24 protein-coding genes are annotated in these 25,492 nt (G+C 36.1%); 11 read left to right on the plus strand and 13 right to left on the minus strand.

From position 1 onward, the window contains the following. Nucleotides 1–92: 92 nt before the first annotated feature. The 4 genes from AABL52_RS23510 to AABL52_RS23525 all read right to left on the minus strand — a co-directional run bounded on the left by AABL52_RS23510 (nucleotide 93) and on the right by AABL52_RS23525 (nucleotide 3,779). Nucleotides 93–1,565 carry a sodium:solute symporter family protein gene (locus AABL52_RS23510; RefSeq protein WP_098586375.1) on the minus strand — a complete coding sequence of 491 codons (1,473 nt, stop codon included), beginning with the start codon at nucleotides 1,563–1,565 and terminating at the stop codon, nucleotides 93–95. After that, a complete protein-coding gene (locus AABL52_RS23515) occupies nucleotides 1,562–1,759 on the minus strand; it encodes a DUF3311 domain-containing protein (RefSeq protein ID WP_000719861.1) in 198 nt (65 codons plus the stop codon). The genes AABL52_RS23510 and AABL52_RS23515 overlap by 4 nt, the downstream gene beginning before the upstream one ends. A gap of 1 nt (nucleotide 1,760) precedes the next feature. Continuing rightward, nucleotides 1,761–2,936 (minus strand): amidohydrolase, encoded by a 1,176-nt coding sequence (locus AABL52_RS23520; RefSeq protein ID WP_341518540.1) that lies wholly within the window; start codon nucleotides 2,934–2,936, stop codon nucleotides 1,761–1,763. 132 nt (nucleotides 2,937–3,068) lie between these two features. Next, the gene (locus AABL52_RS23525) at nucleotides 3,069–3,779 is read right to left on the minus strand and encodes a C39 family peptidase (RefSeq protein ID WP_341518541.1); all 711 of its coding nucleotides are present in this window, start codon (nucleotides 3,777–3,779) and stop codon (nucleotides 3,069–3,071) included. 378 nt (nucleotides 3,780–4,157) lie between these two features. On the opposite strand from AABL52_RS23525, the gene AABL52_RS23530 reads away from it, so the two are divergent. The 8 genes from AABL52_RS23530 to AABL52_RS23565 all read left to right on the plus strand — a co-directional run bounded on the left by AABL52_RS23530 (nucleotide 4,158) and on the right by AABL52_RS23565 (nucleotide 12,439). Beyond that, nucleotides 4,158–5,573 (plus strand): amino acid permease, encoded by a 1,416-nt coding sequence (locus tag AABL52_RS23530; RefSeq protein ID WP_341518542.1) that lies wholly within the window; start codon nucleotides 4,158–4,160, stop codon nucleotides 5,571–5,573. A gap of 282 nt (nucleotides 5,574–5,855) precedes the next feature. Further along, nucleotides 5,856–6,731, plus strand: a complete 876-nt coding sequence (locus tag AABL52_RS23535) for a cytochrome aa3 quinol oxidase subunit II (RefSeq protein ID WP_046957295.1) — start codon at nucleotides 5,856–5,858, stop codon at nucleotides 6,729–6,731. Nucleotides 6,732–6,764: 33 nt separating this feature from the next. Continuing rightward, nucleotides 6,765–8,699 (plus strand): cytochrome aa3 quinol oxidase subunit I, encoded by a 1,935-nt coding sequence (qoxB, locus tag AABL52_RS23540; RefSeq protein ID WP_000762374.1) that lies wholly within the window; start codon nucleotides 6,765–6,767, stop codon nucleotides 8,697–8,699. A 13-nt stretch (nucleotides 8,700–8,712) separates the two neighbouring features. Further along, nucleotides 8,713–9,315 carry a cytochrome aa3 quinol oxidase subunit III gene (qoxC, locus tag AABL52_RS23545; RefSeq protein WP_000729314.1) on the plus strand — a complete coding sequence of 201 codons (603 nt, stop codon included), beginning with the start codon at nucleotides 8,713–8,715 and terminating at the stop codon, nucleotides 9,313–9,315. Continuing rightward, a complete protein-coding gene (qoxD, locus tag AABL52_RS23550) occupies nucleotides 9,316–9,627 on the plus strand; it encodes a cytochrome aa3 quinol oxidase subunit IV (RefSeq protein ID WP_000372611.1) in 312 nt (103 codons plus the stop codon). Nucleotides 9,628–9,847: 220 nt separating this feature from the next. Continuing rightward, on the plus strand, nucleotides 9,848–11,677 hold the full coding sequence (locus tag AABL52_RS23555; RefSeq protein WP_071720139.1) for a monovalent cation:proton antiporter family protein: 1,830 nt from the start codon (nucleotides 9,848–9,850) through the stop codon (nucleotides 11,675–11,677). A gap of 52 nt (nucleotides 11,678–11,729) precedes the next feature. Further along, the gene (locus AABL52_RS23560) at nucleotides 11,730–11,987 is read left to right on the plus strand and encodes a DUF4022 family protein (RefSeq protein WP_000926994.1); all 258 of its coding nucleotides are present in this window, start codon (nucleotides 11,730–11,732) and stop codon (nucleotides 11,985–11,987) included. A 14-nt stretch (nucleotides 11,988–12,001) separates the two neighbouring features. Continuing rightward, entirely contained in the window at nucleotides 12,002–12,439 is a 438-nt protein-coding gene (locus AABL52_RS23565; RefSeq protein WP_000633772.1) for a GNAT family N-acetyltransferase, read from the plus strand. Nucleotides 12,440–12,479: 40 nt separating this feature from the next. On the opposite strand, the gene AABL52_RS23570 is transcribed toward AABL52_RS23565, so the two are convergent. The 3 genes from AABL52_RS23570 to AABL52_RS23580 all read right to left on the minus strand — a co-directional run bounded on the left by AABL52_RS23570 (nucleotide 12,480) and on the right by AABL52_RS23580 (nucleotide 14,537). Further along, nucleotides 12,480–12,908 carry a hypothetical protein gene (locus AABL52_RS23570; protein ID WP_033665078.1) on the minus strand — a complete coding sequence of 143 codons (429 nt, stop codon included), beginning with the start codon at nucleotides 12,906–12,908 and terminating at the stop codon, nucleotides 12,480–12,482. Between the two features lie 4 nt (nucleotides 12,909–12,912). Further along, nucleotides 12,913–13,113, minus strand: coding sequence for a helix-turn-helix transcriptional regulator (locus tag AABL52_RS23575; protein WP_000301187.1), 201 nt, complete (start codon nucleotides 13,111–13,113; stop codon nucleotides 12,913–12,915). A 131-nt stretch (nucleotides 13,114–13,244) separates the two neighbouring features. After that, nucleotides 13,245–14,537: an NCS2 family permease gene (locus AABL52_RS23580; protein WP_087983292.1), complete on the minus strand. Its 1,293-nt coding sequence runs from the start codon at nucleotides 14,535–14,537 to the stop codon at nucleotides 13,245–13,247. Nucleotides 14,538–14,817: 280 nt separating this feature from the next. Between AABL52_RS23580 and AABL52_RS23585 the strand changes: the two genes are divergently transcribed. Together AABL52_RS23585 and AABL52_RS23590 are read left to right on the plus strand one after the other, a co-directional pair. Continuing rightward, nucleotides 14,818–16,209 (plus strand): amino acid permease, encoded by a 1,392-nt coding sequence (locus AABL52_RS23585; RefSeq protein WP_341518543.1) that lies wholly within the window; start codon nucleotides 14,818–14,820, stop codon nucleotides 16,207–16,209. Nucleotides 16,210–16,390: 181 nt separating this feature from the next. Next, the gene (locus AABL52_RS23590; protein WP_341518544.1) at nucleotides 16,391–17,938 is read left to right on the plus strand and encodes a DNA-binding protein; all 1,548 of its coding nucleotides are present in this window, start codon (nucleotides 16,391–16,393) and stop codon (nucleotides 17,936–17,938) included. Nucleotides 17,939–17,973: 35 nt separating this feature from the next. Here AABL52_RS23590 and AABL52_RS23595 read toward each other — a convergent pair whose 3' ends face one another. Both AABL52_RS23595 and brnQ1 read right to left on the minus strand, forming a co-directional pair. Further along, nucleotides 17,974–19,695, minus strand: coding sequence for a DUF2339 domain-containing protein (locus AABL52_RS23595; protein ID WP_341518545.1), 1,722 nt, complete (start codon nucleotides 19,693–19,695; stop codon nucleotides 17,974–17,976). A 134-nt stretch (nucleotides 19,696–19,829) separates the two neighbouring features. After that, nucleotides 19,830–21,131: a branched-chain amino acid transport system II carrier protein BrnQ1 gene (brnQ1, locus tag AABL52_RS23600; protein ID WP_098258540.1), complete on the minus strand. Its 1,302-nt coding sequence runs from the start codon at nucleotides 21,129–21,131 to the stop codon at nucleotides 19,830–19,832. Between the two features lie 253 nt (nucleotides 21,132–21,384). Here brnQ1 and AABL52_RS23605 point away from each other — a divergent pair, with 253 nt between their 5' ends. Further along, nucleotides 21,385–22,770, plus strand: coding sequence for a peptide MFS transporter (locus tag AABL52_RS23605; protein WP_000443150.1), 1,386 nt, complete (start codon nucleotides 21,385–21,387; stop codon nucleotides 22,768–22,770). 29 nt (nucleotides 22,771–22,799) lie between these two features. Here AABL52_RS23605 and AABL52_RS23610 read toward each other — a convergent pair whose 3' ends face one another. The 4 genes from AABL52_RS23610 to AABL52_RS23625 form a co-directional block, all read right to left on the minus strand. Next, a complete protein-coding gene (locus tag AABL52_RS23610; RefSeq protein WP_341518546.1) occupies nucleotides 22,800–23,903 on the minus strand; it encodes a YHYH domain-containing protein in 1,104 nt (367 codons plus the stop codon). A 139-nt stretch (nucleotides 23,904–24,042) separates the two neighbouring features. After that, nucleotides 24,043–24,675: a class A sortase gene (locus AABL52_RS23615; RefSeq protein ID WP_001041719.1), complete on the minus strand. Its 633-nt coding sequence runs from the start codon at nucleotides 24,673–24,675 to the stop codon at nucleotides 24,043–24,045. A gap of 116 nt (nucleotides 24,676–24,791) precedes the next feature. Next, entirely contained in the window at nucleotides 24,792–25,265 is a 474-nt protein-coding gene (locus tag AABL52_RS23620; RefSeq protein ID WP_001079697.1) for a hypothetical protein, read from the minus strand. Beyond that, complete coding sequence (locus AABL52_RS23625; RefSeq protein ID WP_046197156.1) at nucleotides 25,258–25,476, minus strand: helix-turn-helix transcriptional regulator; 219 nt, start codon at nucleotides 25,474–25,476, stop codon at nucleotides 25,258–25,260. The genes AABL52_RS23620 and AABL52_RS23625 overlap by 8 nt, the downstream gene beginning before the upstream one ends. Nucleotides 25,477–25,492 lie beyond the last annotated feature (16 nt).

The raw sequence follows: 25,492 nt of genomic DNA on the forward strand, positions 1-25,492 counted from the left end.
TTTTCAACAAGTTTTTAGTTAGATTCCGCTAATAGAAGAAAATATATACAAAAAAGAGCTATCTCTTTTCAAAGATAGCTCTAGCACACGGATTACTTTTCTACTATTATATTGTCTGTCTTTATAGACACATTTTTCGTGAACCCACTAACGATAAACATCACAATCATATTCATTAACAATGCAACTATACCTACATTTAAATCTTTTATATATTGAGGGAACCCTGGAAACATCGTAGCTATAGTTGAACCAGATAAAGTAATATATGCAACCACTAACAATCCAATCCCCATGCCTGCAATTGCCCCTTGCTTCGTAATAACTTGCCGCGGAAACAAACTACATACAAGTGCAGGGAAAAGTTGTGTCACTATGCTATATCCCATTAAAAGAAGTGCTCCTATTGTTTCTCCACCTTTAAAAGTGAACAAAACAGCTACAAGAGTTACTACAGGAACAAATAACTTCGCCACTTTAGCAACTTGTCTGTCTGAAGCAGATGGGACCATTGTTCGGTAAATATTTTTTGCTAATAATGTAGAAGCGGCCATGACAAGCATAGAACCTGGAACTAATGCGGTTAAAACCCCAGCACTACCAATAATCCCAATAAACCACGGATCAAAAGTTTGAAGAGCCAGACGGAATAACGAAAGGTCTACATCCCCTCCCTTTAATCCAGGAACTTGCAAGATAGCTGCAAAGCCTGCAAAGAATACGAAAAGTAATACTAAAGAATACAGTGGCATAATTGCTGCATTTTTACGAAATACTTTTTCATTTTTTGCAGAAAAAGCAGAAGCGAATGTATGGGGCCACATATAGAAACCGAGAGCTGTTAATACAATAGTAGAAACAAACCAAGAAATACTCATTCCTTCATCAGGTAAAGATAAAAATCCTGGTTTCGCTGCTTCTACTGCTTCAAACATCGGCTGAAATCCTCCGTAATAATGGTACGGTAAATATATACCTAAAAACATAACGATAAACAGAATCATAATATCCTTCAAAGCGGCCGTCCAAGCAGAACCGTGTATACCTGAAACCATTACATATATCGTTATGACAATTGCACCAATCCAAACTGCAATAACCGGTGATACCCTTCCGTAAGATGCTTCCGAAACGATAATCCCCAACCCTTTTAACTGTAATACAAGGTAGGGGATTATCGAAATAACCCCAATGATAGAAACGATTATGCCAAGTGTCTGACTCTTGTATTTTTTCACAAAAAAATCTGGCTGTGAAACAAGATTATGCTCTTTCGCATACTTCCAAACTGGCGGCAATAAAAAGTAAGATAAAATATAAGCTAATGCCCCATAACCTAAAATATAGAAAGTAGGCGCTCCTTTACTATACGCCCATCCACTTCCGCCTAAAAATGTGAAAGTCGTATAAATTTCACCTGCCATCAGAAGAAAAACAAAAATAGTGCCAAACCCTCTTCCACCAACTGACCATTGCTCTAAATTCATATCTTTTCCGTGTTGTGCCCGAATTCCTAAAAATAGTGCGAGAAACAAAAATAATATAATGATAAGTAATGCGGTCATTTCACATCCCCCTTATTAGCAGGATCAAATACGTACACAAGTCCCATACAAAGAGACGTAATGAGCACCGATAATAATACCCAAAATAATAAAAATGGCATCCCTAATACGTAAGGAGTAACTGAATTAGCAAATACGGGGCCAACAACTAAACAAAAAACTGGAATAAGCGCTAATACGTGTATTTTCTTCATCTCATTCTCCTTTACTTATAAAATTCATAATGGATGATACAAAGACTTCCACGCCAATCGGTAATGCATCTTCATCAATCGTAAAACGAGGGTGATGGTGAGGAAATATAATTCCTTTCTCTTTATTTCCCGCTCCGATAAAAAAGAATGTCCCTGGCGCCTTTTGTAAAAACGCTGAAAAATCTTCCCCAGCCATCGTCGGCTGTAAACGAGTAACTTGTTCCCTTCCATAAAGCTGTAATGCTGTTTGTTCAATAACCTCTGTAACTTCATAATCATTTACTACCGGTCGATATCCATATTCATAAGAAAACGTATATTTCGCCCCGTAAGCTTCCGTCACATGCTTCACAATCCGTTCAATCCTTTTCTCTGTTACTTCTCGCAACTCATGTCTTAAACTCCGTACTGTCCCTTCAATCTCCGCTTGTTCAGGAATCACATTATGGGTTGTTCCCGCGTGAAATTGCGTAACAGATACTACAAGGGAATCTAACGGATCTGTGAGGCGAGATACAATTTGCTGAAGTTGCGCAACAACTTGTGTACCAATTGCAATACTATCAACCGTTTCATGAGGGATTCCAGCATGTCCACCTTTTCCTTCTATTGTAATTTTAAAAACATCTGGGGCAGCCATTGCAGGACCATAAATTACACCTATTTTACCAACCTGTAACGATGCCCAAAGGTGAGCACCAATAATATAATCCACACCTTCCATTACACCCGCTGCAACCATTTCCTCTGCACCGCCAGGAAAGTTTTCTTCTGCATGTTGGAAAAGAAAGCGAATCTCCCCTTTAACCTTCTCTCTTTCCTCTACCAACTTATGTACAACCCCAAGTAATATCGCAATATGTCCATCATGGCCACATGCATGCATCACACCTGGATATGTAGAAATAAAATCAAACTCATTTTCTTCGTGAATAGGAAGAGCATCCATGTCAGCACGAACCGCGATAGTTTTACCAGGCTGTTTACCAATTAACCTTGCCATTACACTATATTTAGTAGGTTTTGACACTTCTAAATGCTGGATTTTCCGAAGTATATCGAATACAAACTGTGATGTTTTTTCTTCTTGAAAAGATAACTCTGGATACTTATGAAAATGCCTTCTCCACTCAATCAACTGATTCTTTAATAAAACAAGTTCCTTTGCGACATCCATTTCTCTTCATCCCTTCTTCACTAAGTTAAATGTTATTATAACGTGAATTGCCCTCTTTTAAAAGAATCTTCTGAATTTTCTATTATATTGACTTAAAAAATAAAAAGCCATCAAAAAGATGACTTTTCAGTATTATAAAATAGTAATTGCTTGTTTCCCCATTTGCTCCCAAGCTTTCTCAAACTCTGCTCGCGGAACAGCAAAACGTGGATTATTTTTAAGTGGATCATTTACATATATAAAGTTTTGATCATACCCAACTATTACTACGCTATGTTCATAATATGTAATTTTCACTTCGCCAGAGCTTGTATTCCATGTTTCAAAACTACTCTCAGCTAGTGGTTTAAACGTTGTATTAATAATGACCCATACTGGCGACCCAGAACTAACTACTTTATACATATCTTGCACGTCTCTACCTGTTAAATTCACTACTTTTCCAGGAATATATTTTTCTGCTAAATTAAAAATAGGTTGATTATATACACCATATCCTGGCTCTGCCTTCGTATAAATATTTCCAACGAACCCCTCATAAGGATTTCCACGTAAACCATTTTGCTCAAATGGAACACGATGAATCTCGCTAGCAAGTTGCATCTTATCTACTTGTATACCTTTGTATTGCAGCAACATAGCCAAACTTGTAACTTCACATCCACGAGGTAATTCTGGCAACTGTTTTATAAACGGAACATTTTCAATCATAGTCGCTTCTTTCATTTCAGATAGAAACTCTAAACGGAACACTTGCGCCTTTTGCATAATTTTATCTTTCCCTATAAAAAACGCGGCAGCAAATATAATTCCAAAAACAAAAAGATATTTTAACTTTTTCATTTTAAACAAAACTCCATTAATTATTATTTGACAGACATACCTCTTATCATTGTACCTTTCTTCTTACTAGTTTGCTAGAAAGATTCTGTGAATTATTGTTCACACTTTAATCATTAAAAAATTCTAATTATTTTTAATAAAAAGAAAAAACGATATACTTTTCTGAATATTTTTGCTAAAATCGAAATAATTAACATAGTGAAGATATCACTTTGTTAACAAAAACATTCTTAGAGTATTTAGTCATAGTTCGCTTTTTACATACTCCATTCATTTCATAGTAAATAAACCGAGTATGTATCATATCCCCCACTAATGATTAAAAACTCGGAATGAAAATCAGTTCATACATACAGAAAATAACGGGGTGAGGGGTATATGAATCAACAAGTAGAACAAACAGATTTAAAACGAACAATGAAAAGTAGACACCTATTTATGATTGCACTTGGTGGTGTTATTGGAACTGGCCTATTTATGGGATCTGGCCAAATCGTCCATAACGCCGGTCCGGGTGGGGCTATTCTTGCATTTTTAGTCGGTGGATTTGTTATGTATTTAACGATGTTATGTCTTGGTGAATTATCAGTTGCTATGCCAGAAGCAGGTTCATTCCAAAGCTATGCAAGCAAATTTATTTCACCTGGTTTTGGATTTGTTGTCGGTTGGATGTATTGGTTAAATTGGGCTGTTACAGTTGGGGTAGAGTTAACAACTGTAAGTATTTTAATGAAACGCTGGTTTCCAGACGTTTCTTCGTGGATTTGGTGTGTTACATTTGCAGCAGCACTCTTTCTTGTAAACGCATTATCAGCAAAAGCATATGCAGAAGCAGAATTTTGGTTCGCAAGTGTAAAAGTCGCAACCATTGTTGTTTTCATCGTACTCGGTGGTGCAGTTATGTTCGGTCTACTAGACTTTAACGGAAAACCAGCGCCAATGCTTCACAATTTCACTGAAAATGGCGGATTATTTCCAAACGGTGCATTAGCTGTTCTTCTTACGATGATTACAGTAAATTACTCCTTCCAAGGAACAGAATTAATCGGGATTGCCTCAGGAGAAAGTGAAAACCCTGAAAAAACAATTCCAAAAGCGATTAAAAATACCATTTGGCGAACTCTCTTCTTCTTCGTCCTAGCAATATCAGTTGTTGTAGGTTTACTCCCATGGCAAGAGGCTAATCTAGTCGAAAGCCCATTTGTACTTGTATTTGATGTGGCTAGTGTTCCATATGCAGCTGACATTATGAACTTTGTTATTATTACAGCAGTATTATCCGTAGCCAACTCTGGTCTATACGCAAATTCTCGTATGCTTTGGGCGATGGCAAAACAAGGAATGGCAAGTCCAGCTTTTACGAAGTTAACGAAAAAAGGTGTGCCACTAAACGCATTAATTTTCAGTCTAATCTTTGCAAGTTTGTCTCTATTAACAAGTATATTTGCAGCAGATACTGTCTTTTTAGTTTTAACATCTATTGCAGCTATGGCCGCTGTCGTAGTGTGGATGTCAATCGCAGCTTCACAGTTTTTCTTCCGTAGAAACTTCTTAAAAAACGGCGGAGACATTAACGATTTAAAATATCGCACACCGCTTTATCCAATCGTTCCAATCTTAGCATTCTCACTCAATTTCATTACATTTGTTAGTTTAGCTTTCATCCCAGATCAGAGAATTGCTCTTTATTGCGGTATTCCATTTATGATTATTTGTTACATTTTATACCAAGTTAAATATAAAAAAGTTGTCACATTTGAACAACAAATAAGTCTAAAAAAAGAAGTAAACTAAATATACACAATATTCAGCTATCTTTCTTATCATAAGATAGCTTTTTTCTATTTATTGGATATCTTGGTATAACTTTATTTATCTTAAAATTTTCACAATCACGTTTTTCACTGGAAAATGGTTTACAATGTTATCAAGTTACAAATGATATTCACCTTAAAAAGTGTGCATTTGTGTCTATTTTTTAACAATATCACAAAAACTATTGCCATCTATAAATTAATAGGTTTATATTGTTTTATTGGCATAGTTTCAATCCAAGGAGAAAGGAGATTTTCAATCGTGCAACTAAAGAAAACGTTTTGGAAGCTGGCTTCGCTTCTTCCGTTATCATTACTTCTGTTCCTCGGCGGCTGTGATAAGAAACTCGCAGTATTAAATCCGCAAGGACCTGTTGCAAAAGCACAGTATGATTTAATTGTTTGGTCATTCTTGCTTATGTCATTAATTATCGCAATTGTATTCATCTTGTTTACAGTCATCTTGATTCGTTATCGTGAAAAACCAGAGAATATGGACTATGAGCCACCTGAACAACACGGTAACACATTATTAGAAATCATTTGGACGCTTGTTCCTGTTATTATCGTTATTGCATTATCGATTCCAACAGTAAAAGCAACTTATGCTTCGGAAGAGGTTCCGGCAGAGTCCAAACATATTAAACCAGTTGAGATTTATGTTACATCTGCAAACTGGAAATGGTTATTCAGTTACCCAGAGGAAAAAATTGAAACCGTTAACTATTTAAACATCCCTGCTGGTGTACCAATTCAATTCAAACTGACTTCTGTCGGTCCAATGAATGCTTTCTGGGTACCAGAACTTGGTGGTATGAAGTACACTATGGATGGTATGATTATGGATCTTTATTTACAAGCTGATAAGCCAGGTTCTTACCTAGGCCGTAGCGCGAATTTCTCTGGTGAAGGATTCACTCACATGGAATTCGAAGTTGAAGCAAAAACTAAAGAGAAGTATGACAAGTGGGTTAAAGAAGTACAACAAACTGCTCCTAAACTAACAGAAGATAAGTACAACGAAATTGTTAAACCTGGTGTAGTTGGTCGTATGACATTCTCTAGTCATCACTTAAGTTATGTAGATCCAAAATCACTTGAGTATTGTGATTACAACTACTACAAAAACAAAAAATAATAGCTATTATTCCAACAGATTGGAGTGAACACAGTGAAGCTTGATGAATTCTTTGTCACAGGTGATCCGATTATTTACGGTGCAGACGCTTCTATCGTTCTTGTGACATTAGCAATCATTTTCGTACTAACAAAGTATAAAAAATGGAAATGGCTTTGGGACGAATGGTTAACAACTGTTGACCATAAAAAGATTGGGGCCATGTATATAATTTCTGCGGTTATTATGTTATTCCGTGGTGGTATGGACGGTTTAATGATCCGTGCACAATTAACATTCCCAGAAACAACTTATTTAAATGCTGAACATTATAACGGAATCTTCACAACACACGGTACAGTTATGATTCTTTTCATGGCGATGCCATTCGTTATGGGATTAATGAACCTTGTAGTACCATTACAAATTGGTGCTCGTGACGTTGCATATCCGTTCTTAAATGCTTTAAGTTTCTGGTTATTCTTTGTCGGAGCAATGTTATTCAACATCGCTTTCGTAATCGGTGGTTCTCCAGACGCTGGGTGGACTTCTTACTTCCCAATGGCAGGTACAGAGTTTACTTCTGGTGTAGGAAATAACTACTACGCAATTGCATTACAGATTTCAGGTCTCGGTACGTTAATGACAGGTATTAACTTCCTTGTTACTATCTTAAAAATGCGTACACCTGGTATGACTTTAATGAGAATGCCAATGTTTACTTGGTCAATCTTAATTACAACGATTATCATTATTTTCGCTTTCCCAGTATTAACAGTTGCTCTTGCATTAATGACATTTGACCGTCTATTCGATGCTCACTTCTTTACGATGGCAAGCGGCGGTATGCCAATGTTATGGGCCAACCTATTCTGGGTATGGGGTCATCCTGAAGTATATATCGTTATTTTACCGGCATTCGGTATTTTCTCTGAAATCATTAGTACATTCTCACGTAAGCGTCTATTCGGTTACAGTGCGATGGTATACTCAATGGTTGCAATTTCTTTACTAAGTTTCGTCGTATGGCTTCACCACTTCTTCACGATGGGTGCAGGTCCAGCGGTTAACTCATTCTTCTCGATTTCGACAATGGCGATTTCGATTCCAACCGGGGTTAAGATCTTTAACTGGTTGTTTACACTGTATAAAGGACGTATCCGTTTTACAGTTCCAATGCTTTGGTCATTGGCATTTATTCCAAACTTCGTAGTCGGTGGGGTTACAGGGGTTATGCTTGGTATGGCAGCAGCTGATTATCAGTACCATAACAGCTACTTCCTAATTGCTCACTTCCACTACGTATTAATCGCAGGTACAGTATTCGCTATGCTTGCTGGATTCACATTCTGGTATCCAAAAATGACTGGTCATATGTTAAATGAACGCCTAGGTAAATGGACATTCTGGATCTTTATGAGCGGATTCAATATCTGTTTCTTCCCGATGTACTTCTTAGGTTTAGACGGTATGACTCGTCGTATGTACACTTACTCTGAAAGTCTTGGATGGGGATGGCTAAACCAAATCGCATCTGTTGGTGCCGTAATGATGGGTATTGGTTTCCTACTTCTTTGTTACAACGTAATTTGGAGTGCTCGTCACGGTGAACGTGACACAACTGGAGATCCATGGGATGGCCGTACACTTGAATGGGCAACTCAATCTCCTGTACAACATTACAACTTCGCGAAACTTCCTGAAATCAAAGAAGCTGATGCTTTCTGGTACATGAAAAAACGCGGAGAAACAGTTACACCAGCAGCAGAAGATATTAAACCAATTCACATGCCAAGTAACTCTGGCGTGCCTATTATTGCGTCTTTATTCTTCGGTCTTGCAGGTTTCGCATTAGTATTTAGCTGGTTCTGGCTTGCAGCAATCGGCGGCGTTGGTATTTTAGCTTGCTTAATCTATCGTTCATTCGATTATGATGATGGCTACTACGTAAGCGTTGATGAAATTAAAGAAACAGAACATATAGCATGAGAGGTGAAATGATATGGCGGCTTTAGATAAAAGCTTACCTTTGGAATATCAATCCGAGCAAAGCAGATTGAATATCCTAGGATTCTGGATTTTTCTTGGGGCTGAAATTATGCTGTTCGCAACACTTTTCGCCTCTTATCTAGTACTTGCTGGTCGTACGGCTGATGGCCCAACTCCAGCGCAACTGTTTGAACTTAAAACGCTTTTAATTCAAACATTACTACTTTTAACAAGTAGTTTCACATGTGGTATCGTAATTCACGAAATGCGTAAGCACAACCAAAAAGCAATGCTTGGATGGTTCATCCTTACATTACTTTTAGGTGCAGGTTTCCTATTCTTTGAAATCGAAGAGTTCATTATGTACATCGGTGAAGGCGCAACAATTCAAACAAGTGCTTTCCTATCTGCATTCTTCGTTCTTCTTGGAACGCACGGAGCCCACGTAACAGGCGGTATCATTTGGGCAACTTGTGTTATTATCCAAATTTTAAAACGAGGTTTAACACCAGTTACAGCGCGTAAAGTATTCATTATCAGCTTATACTGGCATTTCCTTGATCTAGTTTGGGTCTTTATTTACACACTAGTTTACTTGAACGGGATGGTGGCGTAAATGGATCAAAATAACAACCAAGCAAACGGGCATGCGCATAGCGGATTCCCTTGGTCACACGTTTTCGGATTTATTTTATCGCTTGCACTAACGTTTCTAGCGTTATACGTGGCACTTTATACAAACTTGCCACTTTCAACGATCTTAACAACTATTATCGTAATGGCTGTTGCGCAAGCGTTGTTACAATTAATTATGTTCATGCATTTAAAAGAAGGAGAAGGAAGAGTTCAAATTCTTACTATGATTTACAGTTTCTTCGTTGCAACTGCAACAGTTGGTTTAACTGTATGGATCTTCTTCTCAATGTAATGTACATGAAAAAGACTGCTGAGATTCCTCAGCAGTCTTTTTTTATTCCCTCCCCTATTACATCCACATTACGGAATTAACAACAGAATCATGAAAAATATACTTATTATGACAAATGTTAAGAAAACTCTTTCTTTATGAAATCGAATCCATATGCGTTGCTTTTCTACCTATTATATGGCTAAATAGGTACTATATTTATTTGAAGGGAGAGAACGCAATGGAACATCACACTTCTGTTCTATCACTTATGGTTGTCGTTGCAATCGCGTTTTTCGTTCCCCTTTTGTTACAACGCTTTAAATTAAAAGCACTTCCTGTCGTTGTTGCAGAAATCATCGCAGGAATCTTTGTAGGTAAAAGTGGGTTTAATATTATTGAGCCAGATATGTGGCTTCAAGTCTTATCGACACTAGGATTTATCTTTCTTATGTTTTTAAGCGGTTTAGAAATTGATTTTTCTATCTTTAAACAAAAAGGGAAAAAGAACACGACAAACGAACCAAACACATTCCAAGCAGCAAGTATTATCTTCTTATTTATTTTCATCTTATCTTATGCCCTATCACTACTATTCGTATGGCTAGGATTTGTGGATAATGCAATGTTTATGACTTTAATTATTTCAACTATTTCTTTAGGTGTTGTTGTACCAACATTAAAAGAAAACAACTTAGGAAAAACGGCAATCGGACAAATCATTTTATTAGTCGCTGTTATTGCAGATTTAGTTACAATGATTTTACTCGCTGTATTCGTCGGATTAAATTCCGAAAGCGGCCAAAGCATGTGGCTTCTTCTTCTTCTATTCGGCGCTGGTATTGTTATTTACTTCGTTGCAAAACGTTTTAAAAACATTCCATACTTGGATAGCTTAAAAGCTGGGAGTGTACAAATTGATACACGAGCTGTTTTTGCACTCATCTTAATATTAGTTGGGTTATCTGAATCCGTTGGAGCTGAAAATATTTTAGGCGCCTTCTTAGCAGGTGTACTCGTATCATTATTATCACCAAATGAAGATATGGTTGAAAAACTGGATTCTATCGGATACGGTTTCTTCATTCCTATTTTCTTCGTAATGGTTGGTGTAAATTTAGAGGTTTGGTCTATTTTTAAAGAGCCTTCTAGTATGCTAATGATTCCAATTCTAATTGTAGGACTCTTTATCTCAAAACTGTTACCATCACTCGTTTTACGAAAATGGTATCCACGTAATATCGTACTGGGGAGTGCCATCTTATTAACATCGACACTTTCTTTAGTTATTGCAGCTGCACAAATTGGTGAAAAGCTAGGGATCATCAGTCCAAGTTTATCTGCTTCCCTTATTTTAAGCGCAGTTATTACTTGTATTTTTGCGCCTATATTATTTAAAAAGATGTTCCCAAAAGTAGAAACGCCAAAACCAAAAGTTTCTATTATTGGTGCGAGCAGAATTACCCTTCCGTTATCACTTGATTTAAAACGAGAAGATTATGACGTAACACTTTATATGATGCGTCAAAATAAAATAAATGATGAGGAAGCGAAATCACATGACTTCCCTATCGTAAAATTAGATGACATCACAATCGCATCATTAACTGAACAAACAGCATTTATCGCAGACCGCGTTGTTGTTGCAACAAGCGATGATGAACAAAACTTATTATTAGCAGAACATGCAAAAGAACTAGGTGTTGAACATGTTATTGCAAGTGTAGAAGATCCACTTCTACAAGAAAAAGCAACGCAAGAACATATCGCCGTATTCTCAACAATTAACTCTACACGCATTCTATTACGTGCACTAATTGATAAACCGAGTCTCGTTCGCTTAATTACAACAGCAAACGAAACAGTCCGTGAAGTTGAACTACGCAGCAATACATATAACGGTGTTGCACTTCGTCGTCTTCCGTTTTTAGGCGATGTACTCGTCATTCAAATTTACCGCGGTAATAAAGCATTAATCCCGCATGGTGATACGAGACTACAACATGGTGATACATTGCTTGTCACAGGTTCAAAAGAACATATTGATACGTTGAAAAACATATTAGAATAGAAAATGCCCCTCACATAATTGAGGGGCATTTTTTTCCATTTAATATGGTAAAATGTTACTATCACATATTATGAGGATGGATCACATTATGTCTATTGTAACTTTAGCTCTTTTATTATTAGCGGAAATACTCGTTGCCATTATTCTCATCGGTGTTAGCATTGAAATTTGTAGTTACGGATGGAAAAAATCGAATGGAATAAAATACTCTTGCCTCTTACTTTCACTCCTTCTCGGAACTGCTAGCATACTCGGACTTTTCGCCGCACCTGCCTATTTCTTTATACAACTAACAGAAAACGCCTTATAAGAAAGGATGTTCATATGATTACTGTGAAAAATATTGAGGGATCTGAAACTTACGTATTACGTCAAAAAATTTTACGCCCGAATCAAACATTAGCAGATTGTAAATACTCTTCCGACTATGAAACAGACACCTTTCACTTAGGCGCATTTATAAACGATGAACTAATTAGTATCGCTTCCTTCTCAAAAGAGATATACCCTGACTTACTAGCAGGTGTTCATTATCGTCTACGAGGAATGGCCACATTACCTGAATTTCGAAACAAACGTGCTGGAAGCTCCTTAATTCAGAAGGCGGAGCAAGTCTTGCAAGAACGTAAAGCAAATATATTATGGTGTAATGGCCGAATTACTGTAGCTGACTATTACAAGCGCTTAGGCTTTCAGGAACATGGTGAAATCTTTGAAATTGAACCGATTGGTCTTCATAAAGTACTGTATAAAAGAATATAAGAAAAGCTTTCCCGCAATACGGGAAAGCTTTTCTTATATTTCAATCTTCATTTTTTATTTTTTTCATATATATGTATATAAACAAACTAGGAACTAAAAAACAAGCAAGCATAATAAGTCCTGTCATACTAATTTCCTTTATCGAAATATCTGGTGTTACAACGATACAAATAGCTAAAATCCCAATAACAATACCTACCGGAATGAATAATAGCTTCATAAAATAACTACGCGATACTCCACCCGTATGCTCATACACTTCCACCGAATTTTTTAAGTTTAAAAAGTTAATAACTATTATCCCGCACATAAATACCATTAATAAATCTGAAACACTTTCATATCCTGCACCTTGCAAAACGTAACGATAAAAAACAATACCTAGTATGACGATATTTTGTAAGATGAAAACGAGTCTAATATGTTTTAGCCCCTCAATCATTAACCGTTCATCTTTCACGATTCTCATCCCCTCACTCCTCTTCCTCCCAAAATAAATCATTCAATGTTTTGTCTACCACATAACAAATTTTCAAACATAAATCTAAAGACGGATTGTATTTCCCCTTCTCAATTAAACTAATCGTTTGCCTTGTAACCCCTACTTTTTCTGCTAATTGTTGCTGTGTTAAATCTAACTGAACACGCGCGACTTTTATTTTACTTACAGCCATTCATGTTCCTCCTCTACCTATATTGTAACATATATATTCCATTAAGTAATTTATATTTTACACGTTTAATTTGATTTCCACCTTATTATACACAAAAAAAGAGCCTCTCATAAGAAGCCCCCTTTTCTATATTATAAGAATAAATGACATCCAAATAAAATTGTAAATAAGTATAGTAACGGATGTACTTCCATCCCTTTCCCTTTCACAATTTTTAAGACTGGATACACTAAAAATCCAATTGCAATCCCATTCGCAATACTAGACGTTAACGGAATACCAATAAAAATTAAAAATGCTGGTAATGCATCTTCAAATTCATTCCAATTAATATCACGAAGACTTTGCGCCATTAAACTGCCTACAATAATTAATGAAGGAGCTGTAATAGCGGCTACACTTGATAAAGAAGCAATGACAGGGCTGAAGAATGCCGTTATAATCGTTAGACCGACAACGACAATACCTGTTAATCCTGTTTTACCACCTGCAGCAATACCAGCTGACGATTCAATCGTCGCTGCTGTTGGGCTTGTTCCAAAGATAGAGCCTGTAGTTCCACCAATTGCATCTGCAATAAACGCTTTACCAAAACGTTTCTCTGTATTATCTGTAATTAAACCTGCTTGTTTAATTAAACCAAGTAATGCACCTGTTGTATCAAATAACAGTACAAGTAAAAATGAAAATACAACACCATATAATCCGTATTCAATTACATCTGAAAAGGCGTTGATTGGGTTTGAAACAATAATACCTTCTGGTAAATGAGGCATCGCAACAATTTTATCCGTAAACTTCAGTTGCCCTGTAAAGAAGGCGATAACTCCCGTCACAATCATACTAATAAATAATGCACCGCTCACACGTAATGCCATTAATACCGCCGCTAATATTAGACCAATTAAAGTTAAAATAACGGCTGGAGAATGAAAATCACCAATCGTAACTAAATTAGATGGATGATCGACGATAATTCCAGAAAGGCGTAATCCAATAAAAGCAATAAATAGTCCAATTCCACCTGCAATTGCATGTTTTAAACTATCAGGAATTGCGACAATTAGCTTTTGCCTAAATGAAGTGAAAGATAATAAAAGAAAAATGATACCTGTTACAAATACTGCTGAAAACGCAATGACATATGTAATCCCCTCTGCCTGTTGAACAACAGAATAAGCAAAATACGCATTCATTCCCATAGCTGGAGCAATAACGATTGGATAGTTAGCTAAAAACGCCATACATAGCGTCCCTACAACCGTCGCAATAATAGTTGCTGTAAAAGCTTGATCAAATGGTACACCTGCATCAGATAATATTTTCGGATTGATGACAAGAATATACGCAAATGTAAAAAAAGTTGTGATGCCAGCTAAAAGCTCTTGCTTCACAGAAGTGTTATATTTTTGTAATTGAAACATGGTTATGTACCCTTCCTACATCTGAATTATTATCACACATTCTTTTCTTACTAGTATGTGAGAAAATATAATACTTAATCTTAACAATCAATAAAAAGAAGAGTCAATATATTCGCTAATAGTTCGAATTTTAAGTTTAAGTCTGACAAATACAGATGTAGTACAGTTAACTATGTTTATTTTTGTAGCATAACAGATAGAAATGTTTTATAATTTTAAATAGTTAAATATTTAGTAAACGCATTCAAATATCGTTCACTCTACAAGGAGGATTCTTCTTATGCAGCACACAAACAAATCTGAAACTTTAAATCGAGGTTTAAAAGAACGACATATTACTTTAATGTCGCTCGGCTCCGCTATTGGCGTTGGACTATTTTTAGGATCTGCCTCTGCTATTAAACTAGCTGGCCCTTCTATTCTACTAGGTTATATGATTGCTGGACTCGTTATTTTTTTCATTATGCGAGCACTTGGAGAAATGGCAATTGAACAACCTGTTGCCGGTTCTTTTAGTAAATATGCTTCTGATTACCTTGGACCACTAGCTGGCTATATTACGGGCTGGAACTACTGGTTCTTATGGGTTGTTACTTGTATGGCTGAAATTACAGCAGCTGGCATTTACATGCAGTACTGGTTCCCAGATATCCCGCGCTGGACTTGGGCGTTACTCGCTCTATTATTAATGAGTGCTTTCAACTTCTTATCCGTAAAAGTATTTGGAGAACTTGAATTTTGGTTTGCTCTCATCAAAATTGTCACAATTATCTGTATGATAATTATTGGAGCTGGTATTATTTTATTCGGATTCGGAAACGGTGGTATCGCTACTGGCATTTCTAATCTTTGGTCACATGGTGGCTGGTTCCCAAATGGTTTTTCTGGGTTACTACTCTCCATGCAAATGGTGTTATTCGCTTATTTAGGCGTTGAATTAATCGGTGTTACAGCGGGTGAAGCGCAAAACCCGAAAAAAACACTCGCAAAAGCAATCGATAACGTATTTTGGAGAATATTATTGTTCTACGTTGGGGCGCTATTCGTTATGATGGCAATTTATCCATGGAACGAACTTGGTGAAAAAGGAAGTCCATTCGTATTAACATTCCAGCAAATCGGTATCGCAAAAGCAGCAGGGATTATTAACTTTGTCGTATTAACAGCAGCTCTTTCTTCCTGTAATGGTGGTTTATTTAGTACAGGCCGTATGCTATATACATTAGCTCAGCAGAAGAAAGCTCCTGAAAGATTCGGTCGTTTAAATAAAAATGGGATTCCAAGTCAAGGAATTGTAGCAACAGCTATCGTTTTACTCGTTGGTGTTATATTAAACTATCTTGTGCCCGCAAAAGTATTTACATGGCTCACTAGTATTTCAACTTTCGGAGCAATTTGGACTTGGGGTATTATATTAGTCGCTCAAATTAAGTTCCGTAAAAGTTTGCCTACGCAAAACAAACAAAAGTTATCTTATAAAATGCCTTTATACCCATTAAGTTCATATTTCTCACTCGCTTTCCTTGCACTCGTATTAGGTATAATGGCGTATTCAGAAGATACAAGAATTGCATTAATTGTAGGACCAATTTGGCTTATTGGTTTAGCTGTCGTGTATTACATGAAAGGTTTTCATAAAATTGATGAAACACCTAATTCAAAAATTAGTTAAACAAAACATCCCTTCCTTATTACTTGGAAGGGATGTTTTTAAATCTCTATAAATATTTCTCAACAAAATTCACGGTATTTTTACAAATTTTTAATATTTTTTATGTTTTCCGTCTTTATTTTTACAGAAAAATAAATTACATTATTAAAGCACATATATTTATTATTAGGGGGATTCTTCTATGAAGAATAAAAAATGGATTACATTTTCTTTAGCAACAGCAATTACACTAAGTATAGGGACTTCGTTCATACCGTCTACTTATGCAGAAAGCTCTGTAGACCCAGCTCCTGAAATTGCTGCAAAAGTTGTAAATCAAAACAATGGGAAAAAAGTATTATTCGATAATACACACGGTCAAACTGCCGGAACCGCTGACTGGGTTATTGATGGCGGCTTTTCTGACTTCGGAAACGGTATTGCCCAAAACGGATATCATGTAAAAGAACTTCGTAAATCAACACCGTTTACGTATGAAGATTTAAAAGACTACAATGTGTTTATCGTTCCAGAAGCAAATATTCCTTACAAAAAATCTGAACAAGATGCTATGTTACAATACGTGAAAAATGGCGGTAGTATCTTCTTCATTGCCGATCATTATAATGCAGATCGTAATAAAAATCGTTGGGACTCTTCTGAAGTATTTAACGGATATAGACGCGGCGCTTGGGATAATCCTGCAAAAGGAATGTCTACTGAGGAAGTAAACTCACAAGCTATGCAAGGAGTAGAAAGCTCTGATTGGCTATCTGACAACTTCGGTATTCGCTTCCGTTACAATGCAATCGGTGATGTTTCTGCTAAAAATATTGTGTCACCTGAACAATCGTTTGGAATTACAAAAGGTGTTTCATCTGTAGCAATGCACGCTGGTTCAACTCTAGCAATTACAAATCCAAAACTAGCAAAAGGACTTGTTTACCTTCCAGAAAACCCGTCAAAATGGAATAACGCTGTTGATAGCGGTGTTTATAACGGCGGTGGTGTTGCAGAGGGTCCTTATGCTGCTATCGCTAAAGTAGGACTTGGAAAAGCTGCCTTTATCGGGGATTCTTCTCCTGTTGAAGATGCATCGCCAAAATACGTTCGTGAAGATTCTGGTCAAACAAAGAAAACTTACGATGGATATAAAGAAGAAAACGATGCTATCTTACTAGAAAACATCGTAAATTGGCTATCGAATAAAGAAACATTTACAAGTTTAGATCAAGTAAATGGTTTACAACTTGATTTACCTACTACTTTACAAACATTTGAACAACCAAGCTTATCAACTGAGCCACAACCTGAACCTTGGAGTGCGCCAAATGCAGGTTATCAATGGTTTAATACAAACACTTTCAAACCAGGTTCATACGGTTATAACGGTGCTGTAACAGCAAACGACTACGTAGTTACACACCCTAACACTCTACCAAACAATGAAGTGTTCCAAATAAAAATTCAAGTAAATAACTTATTACCGAACACAACATACGATAATTACTCTTTAGGTATATTCACTACTGGCGGTACACAAGTAGCAAAAGTTCAAAATACAAATGGTACTTGGCCATCTACTTTCGGATATAGTAGTACATTCTCTTTCACAACAAACAGCTTAGGTTCTGCTGAGAAAATTGTGAACGTACAAATCGATCCAAATACAACTGGACAAGCAACACTTCGTCTACGCCAAAATACAACAGCGAAATATAATGAAACTGTAACGATTAATAAGAAATAATGAAAAAGGCAATCCGGATATGGATTGCCTTCTTTTCACTTCTCTTCTTTTGAGAAAAACACTCTTGAAATAACGATACCTATACTACCTACGATTAAGAATAACACTGCCCTGATCATCATTGAAACTTCTGGTAAGTCTAGAAGGAATAGCTTTCCTATCGTTACGACTAACACGACTAATCCAGCATACAATATTTCATTCATATTTTTATTCCGTCCAAACCAAACTGCAAATAATGCATATACCATCCATAATAACGATACAGATACACTTATTATGCTTCCATCTGTAGACAAAACTTCACCAATTCTAGTAATTGTAATGAATACAATCACCATAAACCAATAGAGTATTATAGAATACACATACTTGCCAAAGCTCGCTAATACTTCTTTCGCCTGTCTCATGCAATAATAGAACGTTCCTATTAAAATAAGATGAGCAACAAATCCTGCTGAAATAAATTGATCAAATGGGCTAAAAATTGTCTGTACCATTCCAATCGCGTAAATCGTCGCACTAACATACAATTTTATTTGTTGTTTTACTTTAATAGCAGTCACCATACCGAGGAAACCTTGTAATAATAATACAATTGCTGCATTCACTAAACTATACTCATACAAAATCGCTAAACTAAATGCACCCATTGCGAAACCAAATAAAAGATTTGTAAATGTAGAGTGTCTATTCTTCCTATATTCAAACACGAACATAGTAGCGTGTACGAGTGCACTAATTATTAATCCCCATGTTGTAAATTCCGGTATTTTTGAAATGGCTAATATAAAGAAAACTGCATTCGCACTAAATATCGCCAAACGTGGCTCTAATATAAAACTTCTCTCCGTAAACATATGCCAAAATAATAGTAAGTGAATCAAACCATAAACAACCGTTAGCTGTACTTGTAAATCCTTTACTAACATTGACATAATAGCAAAGAAGACGAAAAGCACAATAGCAGCAACAGCATAAGAAATCATATATAAATACTGATAACGATTTTTCAACGCATACCATAACAAACTAAGTGTTAGTATCGTCTCATATCCAAAGAAAATATAAGGATTAGGAGTCGTACTATTTAATAAGAATGGTACGAAGAAAGCTCCTACCGCTACGAAGATAGTAAGATATTCCGATTGATATCTCCTCGCTACATAAATACCTAAAATGACCCATGCAATATTACATACAAATGCAACACTTGCTGGAATAAATCCATATAAATAATGTGCCGCAAATGTCGTTAAAACTATACCCGTTATACTTCCTCCTGCTAATACTAATCCTAACGCTTGCCGCTCTCGTTTTATTTGAATATCCCCTATATAATAAAAACCGATTGATAGGACAATACCAAACACAATTCGTATTGCTGGTGTTAATAATCCGGCATCTACCCCTGCTTTAAATAACCAGATTACTCCAAGTAACATAATGCCAACAAATATGCGTGGTAACCAAGTTTGGCAAAACTTAATAATATTAAATGGTTCTGGTTTAAAAGCAGATATATCTACTTGTTTTATCTCACGTTCTTGCACCGGCTCTTTTATTGTAACTACTTCTTCTTTTGGTTTTTCCTCTACCACCGTTTCAATATATTCTTTCTTTTCCTTCCTCACATGTTGCTGAGCATTTTCTACTTCTCTTTCTCTTTGTTTTGCTTTCAATTCAAAAAGTGCTTCTTGCATCGTTTCAATTGTCGTTTCCAGTGCTTCTATTTTCTTATTTAAATCCTCCTTCATACGCTCCCCCCTCACCATTCATTCGAAACCTATATATTACCAATTATCTTTATCATACTCTTAGTCTATTCATTTTCAATACCATTTTTCCCAAAAAAGAAAGGTGTTTTCCGAAATAGGAAAACACCTCTTACTTATTTCTTCTTATTGAAAACAATACTCACGATAACACCAATACAAGCACCTATAATAGCCGGAACAATCCATCCTACACCTTCTGTATAAAACGGAATGTATTTCAATACTAGTGTCCACTGATTCATCATCACATTTTTATTGAAAATATCGATCGCACTAAATACCGCTACAATCCCAACTGTTACTGCATATACGTATGCATACTTTCCAATATACTTATGAAATAACCCTAAAATAATAAGCGTCAATGCAACTGGATAAATAAATCCAAGAATCGGTACTGATACTTTTAAAATTTGTGTTAATCCTAAATTAGCTAAAATCATACTAACAAAACTTAATATAAATGCCCAAACTTTATAAGTTACTTTCGGAAATGCGCTTGCGAAAAATTGACTACAAGATGTAACAAGTCCAATTGAAACACATAAACACGCGATCGTAAAAATAAGACCTAATAAAACGACTCCACCTTGTCCAAATAACGTCGTCATCACTTGTGCTAATACGTTCGCCCCATTATCAAATGTACCTAACGAACCACTAATTGAACCAACATATCCAAGTATGACATAAATAATAGATAATAATAGTCCTGCACCAATTCCAGCAATACTCATATATTTCGCTAAATCTTTATCATCTTCAATACCTTTTGCACGTAAAGCATTTGCAATAACAATCCCAAAAATTAAAGCTGCTAATGCATCCATCGTTAAGTATCCATCTAAAAACCCTTGGAACATAGGAGCTTGTCCATAGTTTCCAGCAGCCTCTTTTACATTACCTACTGATGTAAACATGCTCTTTATAAAGATAAGGGCAATCATACCTAATAATAATGGTGTTAAAACCTTTCCGAACAACCCCATTAATTTAGACGGTGATAAACTTAACCAGTACACAATACTAAAGAAAATAACCGTGTAACATAATAAAACTATACTTCCTGATTCTGTGAAGAACTGACCTGGTCCCATTTCAAACGCTAAACTTCCTGCACGTGGTATACCAAGACCTGGTCCAATAAATAAATACACGATACACGGAAAAATAATGGCGAATGAAGAATGAACTCTACCCGCTAGCGTTTGAAAACTTCCTGCTTTTGCAATCGCAATAACGCCCAATATAGGAAGACCTGTTGCTGATATAATAAATCCTATTAATGAAACCCACACATGTTCTCCTGCTTCATATCCAAGGAAAGGTGGGAATATAAGATTTCCCGCTCCAAAGAACATCGAGAATAACATAAGACTAATAAGTAAAATTTCTTTTTTCTGTAACAATTTCATTTCTTTCTCCTTCTTTAATTCCATCTTTTATGAAATCAATTTCACATATAAAAAAAGTGCAATAACCCGCTTCCTTACAAAGAAAACATAGTCCATAGTCTATCACAAAAGAAATACCCATTCTATAGCTATGTCCCTTTTCCAATTTCTTCTGAAAAATCAACCTTTATTGACTTATAATAGTTAATAAGGTAAAATATTAAATATACAAAATTATTAACTTTGTTTTTGTTTGTGTCAGGAGGAAAATAACATGGAATCAGCGATACAACTAGAAAGAGAACAACAAAGAAAAAAGAAACATCCTCCAGGTTTATACTTACTCTTCTTTACAGAAATGTGGGAAAGATTTAGTTACTATGGATTACGAGGATTATTAACATTATATTTAACGACAGCTTTAGTAAGCGGTGGTCTTGGGTTTAGTCCCGCATGGGCACTCTCCATTTACGGATTTTATACTGGAGCCTGTTATTTCACACCAATGATTGGTGGATACTTAACAGACCGGTTCCTAGGTAGACGAAAAGCCATCACAATTGGTGGTATAACAATGGCAATCGGTAACCTTACACTATTTGCCATGCAAAACCAATTAGGCCTATACCTCGGATTAGCGCTTATTATTATCGGTAACGGATTCTTCAAACCGAATATCTCTACACTTGTTGGAGAATTATACGAAGAGAACGATCCAAAACGTGATAGTGCATTTACCATTTTCTATATGGGTATTAACGTCGGATCATTTTTAGCTCCACTCGTTTGCGGATTTTTATCAGAAAATTTATTCAAAACGACGGTTGATGGCGTTGTACATTACGGATTCCGTTACGGATTCTTAGCCGCTTCAATCGGAATGATCATTGGACAAATTTTATTTACAACACTATCAAATCGCTTCCTTGGTGATATCGGTAAAAAACCAACTCGCGATTTACAAACAACAGATGGACAACCATCAGTAGGAGATACACCGTTAACAAAAAAAGAAAAGCAGCGTACTGCAGTTATCGTCATTTTAACATGCTTCGTTGTCTTCTTCTGGGCTGGCTTTGAACAAGCTGGTAGCTCATTAACATTATATACAAACAAATTTGTAGACCGCTCTGTGTTCGGATGGGAAGTTCCAACATCTTGGTTCCAATCGGTCAATCCATTATTTATTATTTTACTTGCTCCAGTCATTTCAGCATTATGGGCAAAACTTGCAACTCGCAAGCGCGGGGATTTAAAAATCCCAACAAAAATGGGACTTGGTATGATCTTGCTCGGTATCGGTTATATCATTCTCGTTATCGCTACATTAAAAACAGGTAGCGATGAACATAACATTACAGAAAAAGCAAACTTACTATTTATCGTCTTTACGTATCTTTTTCATACGTTAGGTGAGCTATTCTTATCGCCTGTTGGACTATCAATGGTTAGTGCACTTGCCCCAGTAAAACTTGCTTCCTTATTAATGGGAGTATGGTTAGCAAGCTCAGGAATCGCCAACATTTTAGGTGGACAACTGGCAAGCTTCACAACTTCACTTGGATATGCTGAAGTATTTACCGTAATCGGAGCTGTAGCAATTGTATTAGGTTGTGTTTTATTACTAATTTCTAAGAAATTAGTGAAATGGATGGATTAAAAAAGATGAGGGATTTCCCTCATCTTTTTTTATGCACTCTTACCTTTTTCTATCGCTTGTACGTACAGCTCTTTATGTTCTTTATATTCACTCGGCACAAAATTCTTATAGAAGAATGCAAGCCAACTATCTCCTTTTTTATATCCTTCTTCTCTAATTTCTCCTGCTTTTTTATTTGATTTAAATCCTTCAATAAACCATTTCTTTAACGATTCATTTTTTTCATACTTAGCAGGAACTTTCCAATCATAGTTTTCAAATGCATACTTGTAGCCAGCCTTTTCTACTGCTTTTTTTGTAGACTTATAACCCTTTTCATAAGCTGTTTCATACGCCTTCACGTACACATCTTTCTCTCTATTTCCAGGGGCCTTTCCAGCTAGTTCCTTACCTGCCTTTTCCCCTAGTTCAGCTTGCTCTTTTTCAATTTTTTCTGTTCTTTCTTTATTCCCTACTTGGAAACCTTCTGCAAAGTTCGGCTTAAACTCCGGAGCAATTTGACTATCTTCCATCGTCTCTTGTGCTAAACCTTGCTCTTTTCCTTTTTCAAAATACGTTTTCTTCTGCTCTTCTAAAGACCAAGATGCAGCATAAGCAATTTTGAATGCTTCTTTATATGTATCTGATTTTCCAGCTAAATGTGATTCTGTATCATTTTTCCCTGCTTTAAAATCAGTCTCTCCACTTTTTTGTCCCTCAAGCTGCCCTTTTTCCATATCAGCTTGACGCTGTGCTTCCTCTCGCTTACGTGCCTCTTCAGCTACACGTTGTCTCTCTTCCTCTGCTTTTCTTTGTTCCTCCGCTACACGTTGTCTCTCTTCTTCAGCTTTACGCTGCGCCTCTGCGGCACGTTGTTTTTCAGCCTCAGCATTGCGCTGCGCTTCTACTTGTCTTTCAGCCTCTACAGCACCATTACTATTTGAGCTAGGAGCTGGACTCGTTGCACCACTACTAGAAGCTGGCTTATTGTGATAATGATATTCCCCGTACTGCAATCCCCATTTTTCACAATTTGTACGACACGTATGTCCCCCATTAGCATCTGTACGCCCTGGATGCGCATAGGCTGAAATTGGAGCTACCAATAACGCTACACTTGTTGTTAAAAGAAGTTTCTTCAGCTGTTGTTTCACTCTTGTTCCTCCCGAAATCTTGAATTCTAACTTTATTATACATAAATAGAAAAATACTTAAATACCAACTAAAATATTCTATTATTTCTCAACATTAGTAAAAAAGAAGGTCAACTCTTTAAAGAGTTGACCTTCTTTTTTACTTTTTCGCCTTCGTTCCTAATAAATCACCAGCAACAACGTAACGCTTAGAATTATCCTTCACAGATACACATGTAATAAGCGTTATTTCATCTTTCCCATGATCCTCAACAACTTCCCACTTATCAGGCGTTACTTCAGATACACCAGTAACCGCATATTCATATTCGTTTTCATTATCATACAAATAAATTTTGTCGCCTTTTTTTAAAGAGGCTACATCACTAAATAAAACACCTTTTTTAGACATGTTATGTCCTGCTAATGCATAATTCCCTTTTCCCATTACTTGATTTTCTTTTACTGTTGCTGCACCTGATAATAGGTTTTTCTCAGTAGAAGATTTTAAAACAGGAAGTTCTAATGAAACACTCGGGATCGAAATACGACCAATTACTTGTTTCTTATCTAATGATGCATTCGCTACTTCTGCCAAGTCTGGTTGATCAATTTTCGAAGCATCTACAAATTCCGTCTCATGTTTTTCATAATCCATTTTTTGAACAGCCTGTACATTTTCAGTCTGTTTCTTTTCAGCCTGATATCCATCATAAAATGGCTTTCCGATTAACACACCACCTACAACAAATAGAAGGATTGCTACTATACTATAAATTCTTTGCTTATTCATATACAATTCCTTTCCCTTACAAAATCTTACTCTATATAAAATGATAAGATAATATTGCTATATGTACAAGTGTAAGCTGAAAAGAAACCTTCTTGCCGATGCAAGAAGGTTTCTTTTTAAGCTAATTTATTTCTGTATAGTGATACGTGGAATACTGTCATTTGAATAAAGAAAATAGAAAATAGAATATACAATGGGTATCCAGGAAGATATTCATTAATAATAGGCGAAAAAGTTAAAAATCCAACTGCACAAGGTAACACAAACCATAACGATACAAATGTTGTTCGACAAGCTTTATCCGTAATGGCTTTTTCACGTTCATCTTCTAGTGGAAATAATAATGGATACATCCAAAAAGATAAATTCTTGTACTTTTTCTTTTGAATTCTATAAAAAATTGTAACTATAATAGCTCCAATAAATAATAAAATGAATGGCACTCCATTAAACCATACTTCAAATGGGAATCTCTCGTTTTTAATTATATCTGCCAACTCTGTAATAACACTATAAAATTCAACAAATGTCCAGCATGCTAAAGCAGTATAAAGCACATTTATAATATAAGAAAAACCAATCCTATTCATCCTCTTCCCCCTCCTTATTTAAAACAAACACATCTTCCATCTTTAACTCAAATACATCGCAAATCATAAGCGCTAATAATAATGAAGGAACATAATCCCCTTTTTCAATTGCAGCGATTGTTTGTCTCGTCACTCCAACCTTTTCTGCTAATACACTTTGCGAAAAATTAAACCGAGCTCTTAATTCCTTCACTCTATTTAAAATGGTCAAATTTACCACCTCTCGA

This window comes from Bacillus paramobilis, from assembly GCF_038096195.1.
GTDB lineage: Bacteria > Bacillota > Bacilli > Bacillales > Bacillaceae_G > Bacillus_A > Bacillus_A mobilis.

What these genes read in the sequence shown, in the direction of transcription:
- AABL52_RS23510 (WP_098586375.1), bottom strand. Translation starts at nt 1,565, where the DNA reads ATGACCGCATTACTTATCATTATATTATTTTTGTTTCTCGCACTATTT.
- AABL52_RS23515 (WP_000719861.1), bottom strand. Translation starts at nt 1,759, where the DNA reads ATGAAGAAAATACACGTATTAGCGCTTATTCCAGTTTTTTGTTTAGTT.
- AABL52_RS23520 (WP_341518540.1), bottom strand. Translation starts at nt 2,936, where the DNA reads ATGGATGTCGCAAAGGAACTTGTTTTATTAAAGAATCAGTTGATTGAG.
- AABL52_RS23525 (WP_341518541.1), bottom strand. Translation starts at nt 3,779, where the DNA reads ATGAAAAAGTTAAAATATCTTTTTGTTTTTGGAATTATATTTGCTGCC.
- AABL52_RS23530 (WP_341518542.1), top strand. Translation starts at nt 4,158, where the DNA reads ATGAATCAACAAGTAGAACAAACAGATTTAAAACGAACAATGAAAAGT.
- qoxC (WP_000729314.1), top strand. Translation starts at nt 8,713, where the DNA reads ATGGCGGCTTTAGATAAAAGCTTACCTTTGGAATATCAATCCGAGCAA.
- qoxD (WP_000372611.1), top strand. Translation starts at nt 9,316, where the DNA reads ATGGATCAAAATAACAACCAAGCAAACGGGCATGCGCATAGCGGATTC.
- AABL52_RS23555 (WP_071720139.1), top strand. Translation starts at nt 9,848, where the DNA reads ATGGAACATCACACTTCTGTTCTATCACTTATGGTTGTCGTTGCAATC.
- AABL52_RS23560 (WP_000926994.1), top strand. Translation starts at nt 11,730, where the DNA reads ATGTTACTATCACATATTATGAGGATGGATCACATTATGTCTATTGTA.
- AABL52_RS23565 (WP_000633772.1), top strand. Translation starts at nt 12,002, where the DNA reads ATGATTACTGTGAAAAATATTGAGGGATCTGAAACTTACGTATTACGT.
- AABL52_RS23570 (WP_033665078.1), bottom strand. Translation starts at nt 12,908, where the DNA reads ATGAGAATCGTGAAAGATGAACGGTTAATGATTGAGGGGCTAAAACAT.
- AABL52_RS23575 (WP_000301187.1), bottom strand. Translation starts at nt 13,113, where the DNA reads ATGGCTGTAAGTAAAATAAAAGTCGCGCGTGTTCAGTTAGATTTAACA.
- AABL52_RS23580 (WP_087983292.1), bottom strand. Translation starts at nt 14,537, where the DNA reads ATGTTTCAATTACAAAAATATAACACTTCTGTGAAGCAAGAGCTTTTA.
- AABL52_RS23585 (WP_341518543.1), top strand. Translation starts at nt 14,818, where the DNA reads ATGCAGCACACAAACAAATCTGAAACTTTAAATCGAGGTTTAAAAGAA.
- AABL52_RS23590 (WP_341518544.1), top strand. Translation starts at nt 16,391, where the DNA reads ATGAAGAATAAAAAATGGATTACATTTTCTTTAGCAACAGCAATTACA.
- AABL52_RS23595 (WP_341518545.1), bottom strand. Translation starts at nt 19,695, where the DNA reads ATGAAGGAGGATTTAAATAAGAAAATAGAAGCACTGGAAACGACAATT.
- brnQ1 (WP_098258540.1), bottom strand. Translation starts at nt 21,131, where the DNA reads ATGAAATTGTTACAGAAAAAAGAAATTTTACTTATTAGTCTTATGTTA.
- AABL52_RS23605 (WP_000443150.1), top strand. Translation starts at nt 21,385, where the DNA reads ATGGAATCAGCGATACAACTAGAAAGAGAACAACAAAGAAAAAAGAAA.
- AABL52_RS23615 (WP_001041719.1), bottom strand. Translation starts at nt 24,675, where the DNA reads ATGAATAAGCAAAGAATTTATAGTATAGTAGCAATCCTTCTATTTGTT.
- AABL52_RS23620 (WP_001079697.1), bottom strand. Translation starts at nt 25,265, where the DNA reads ATGAATAGGATTGGTTTTTCTTATATTATAAATGTGCTTTATACTGCT.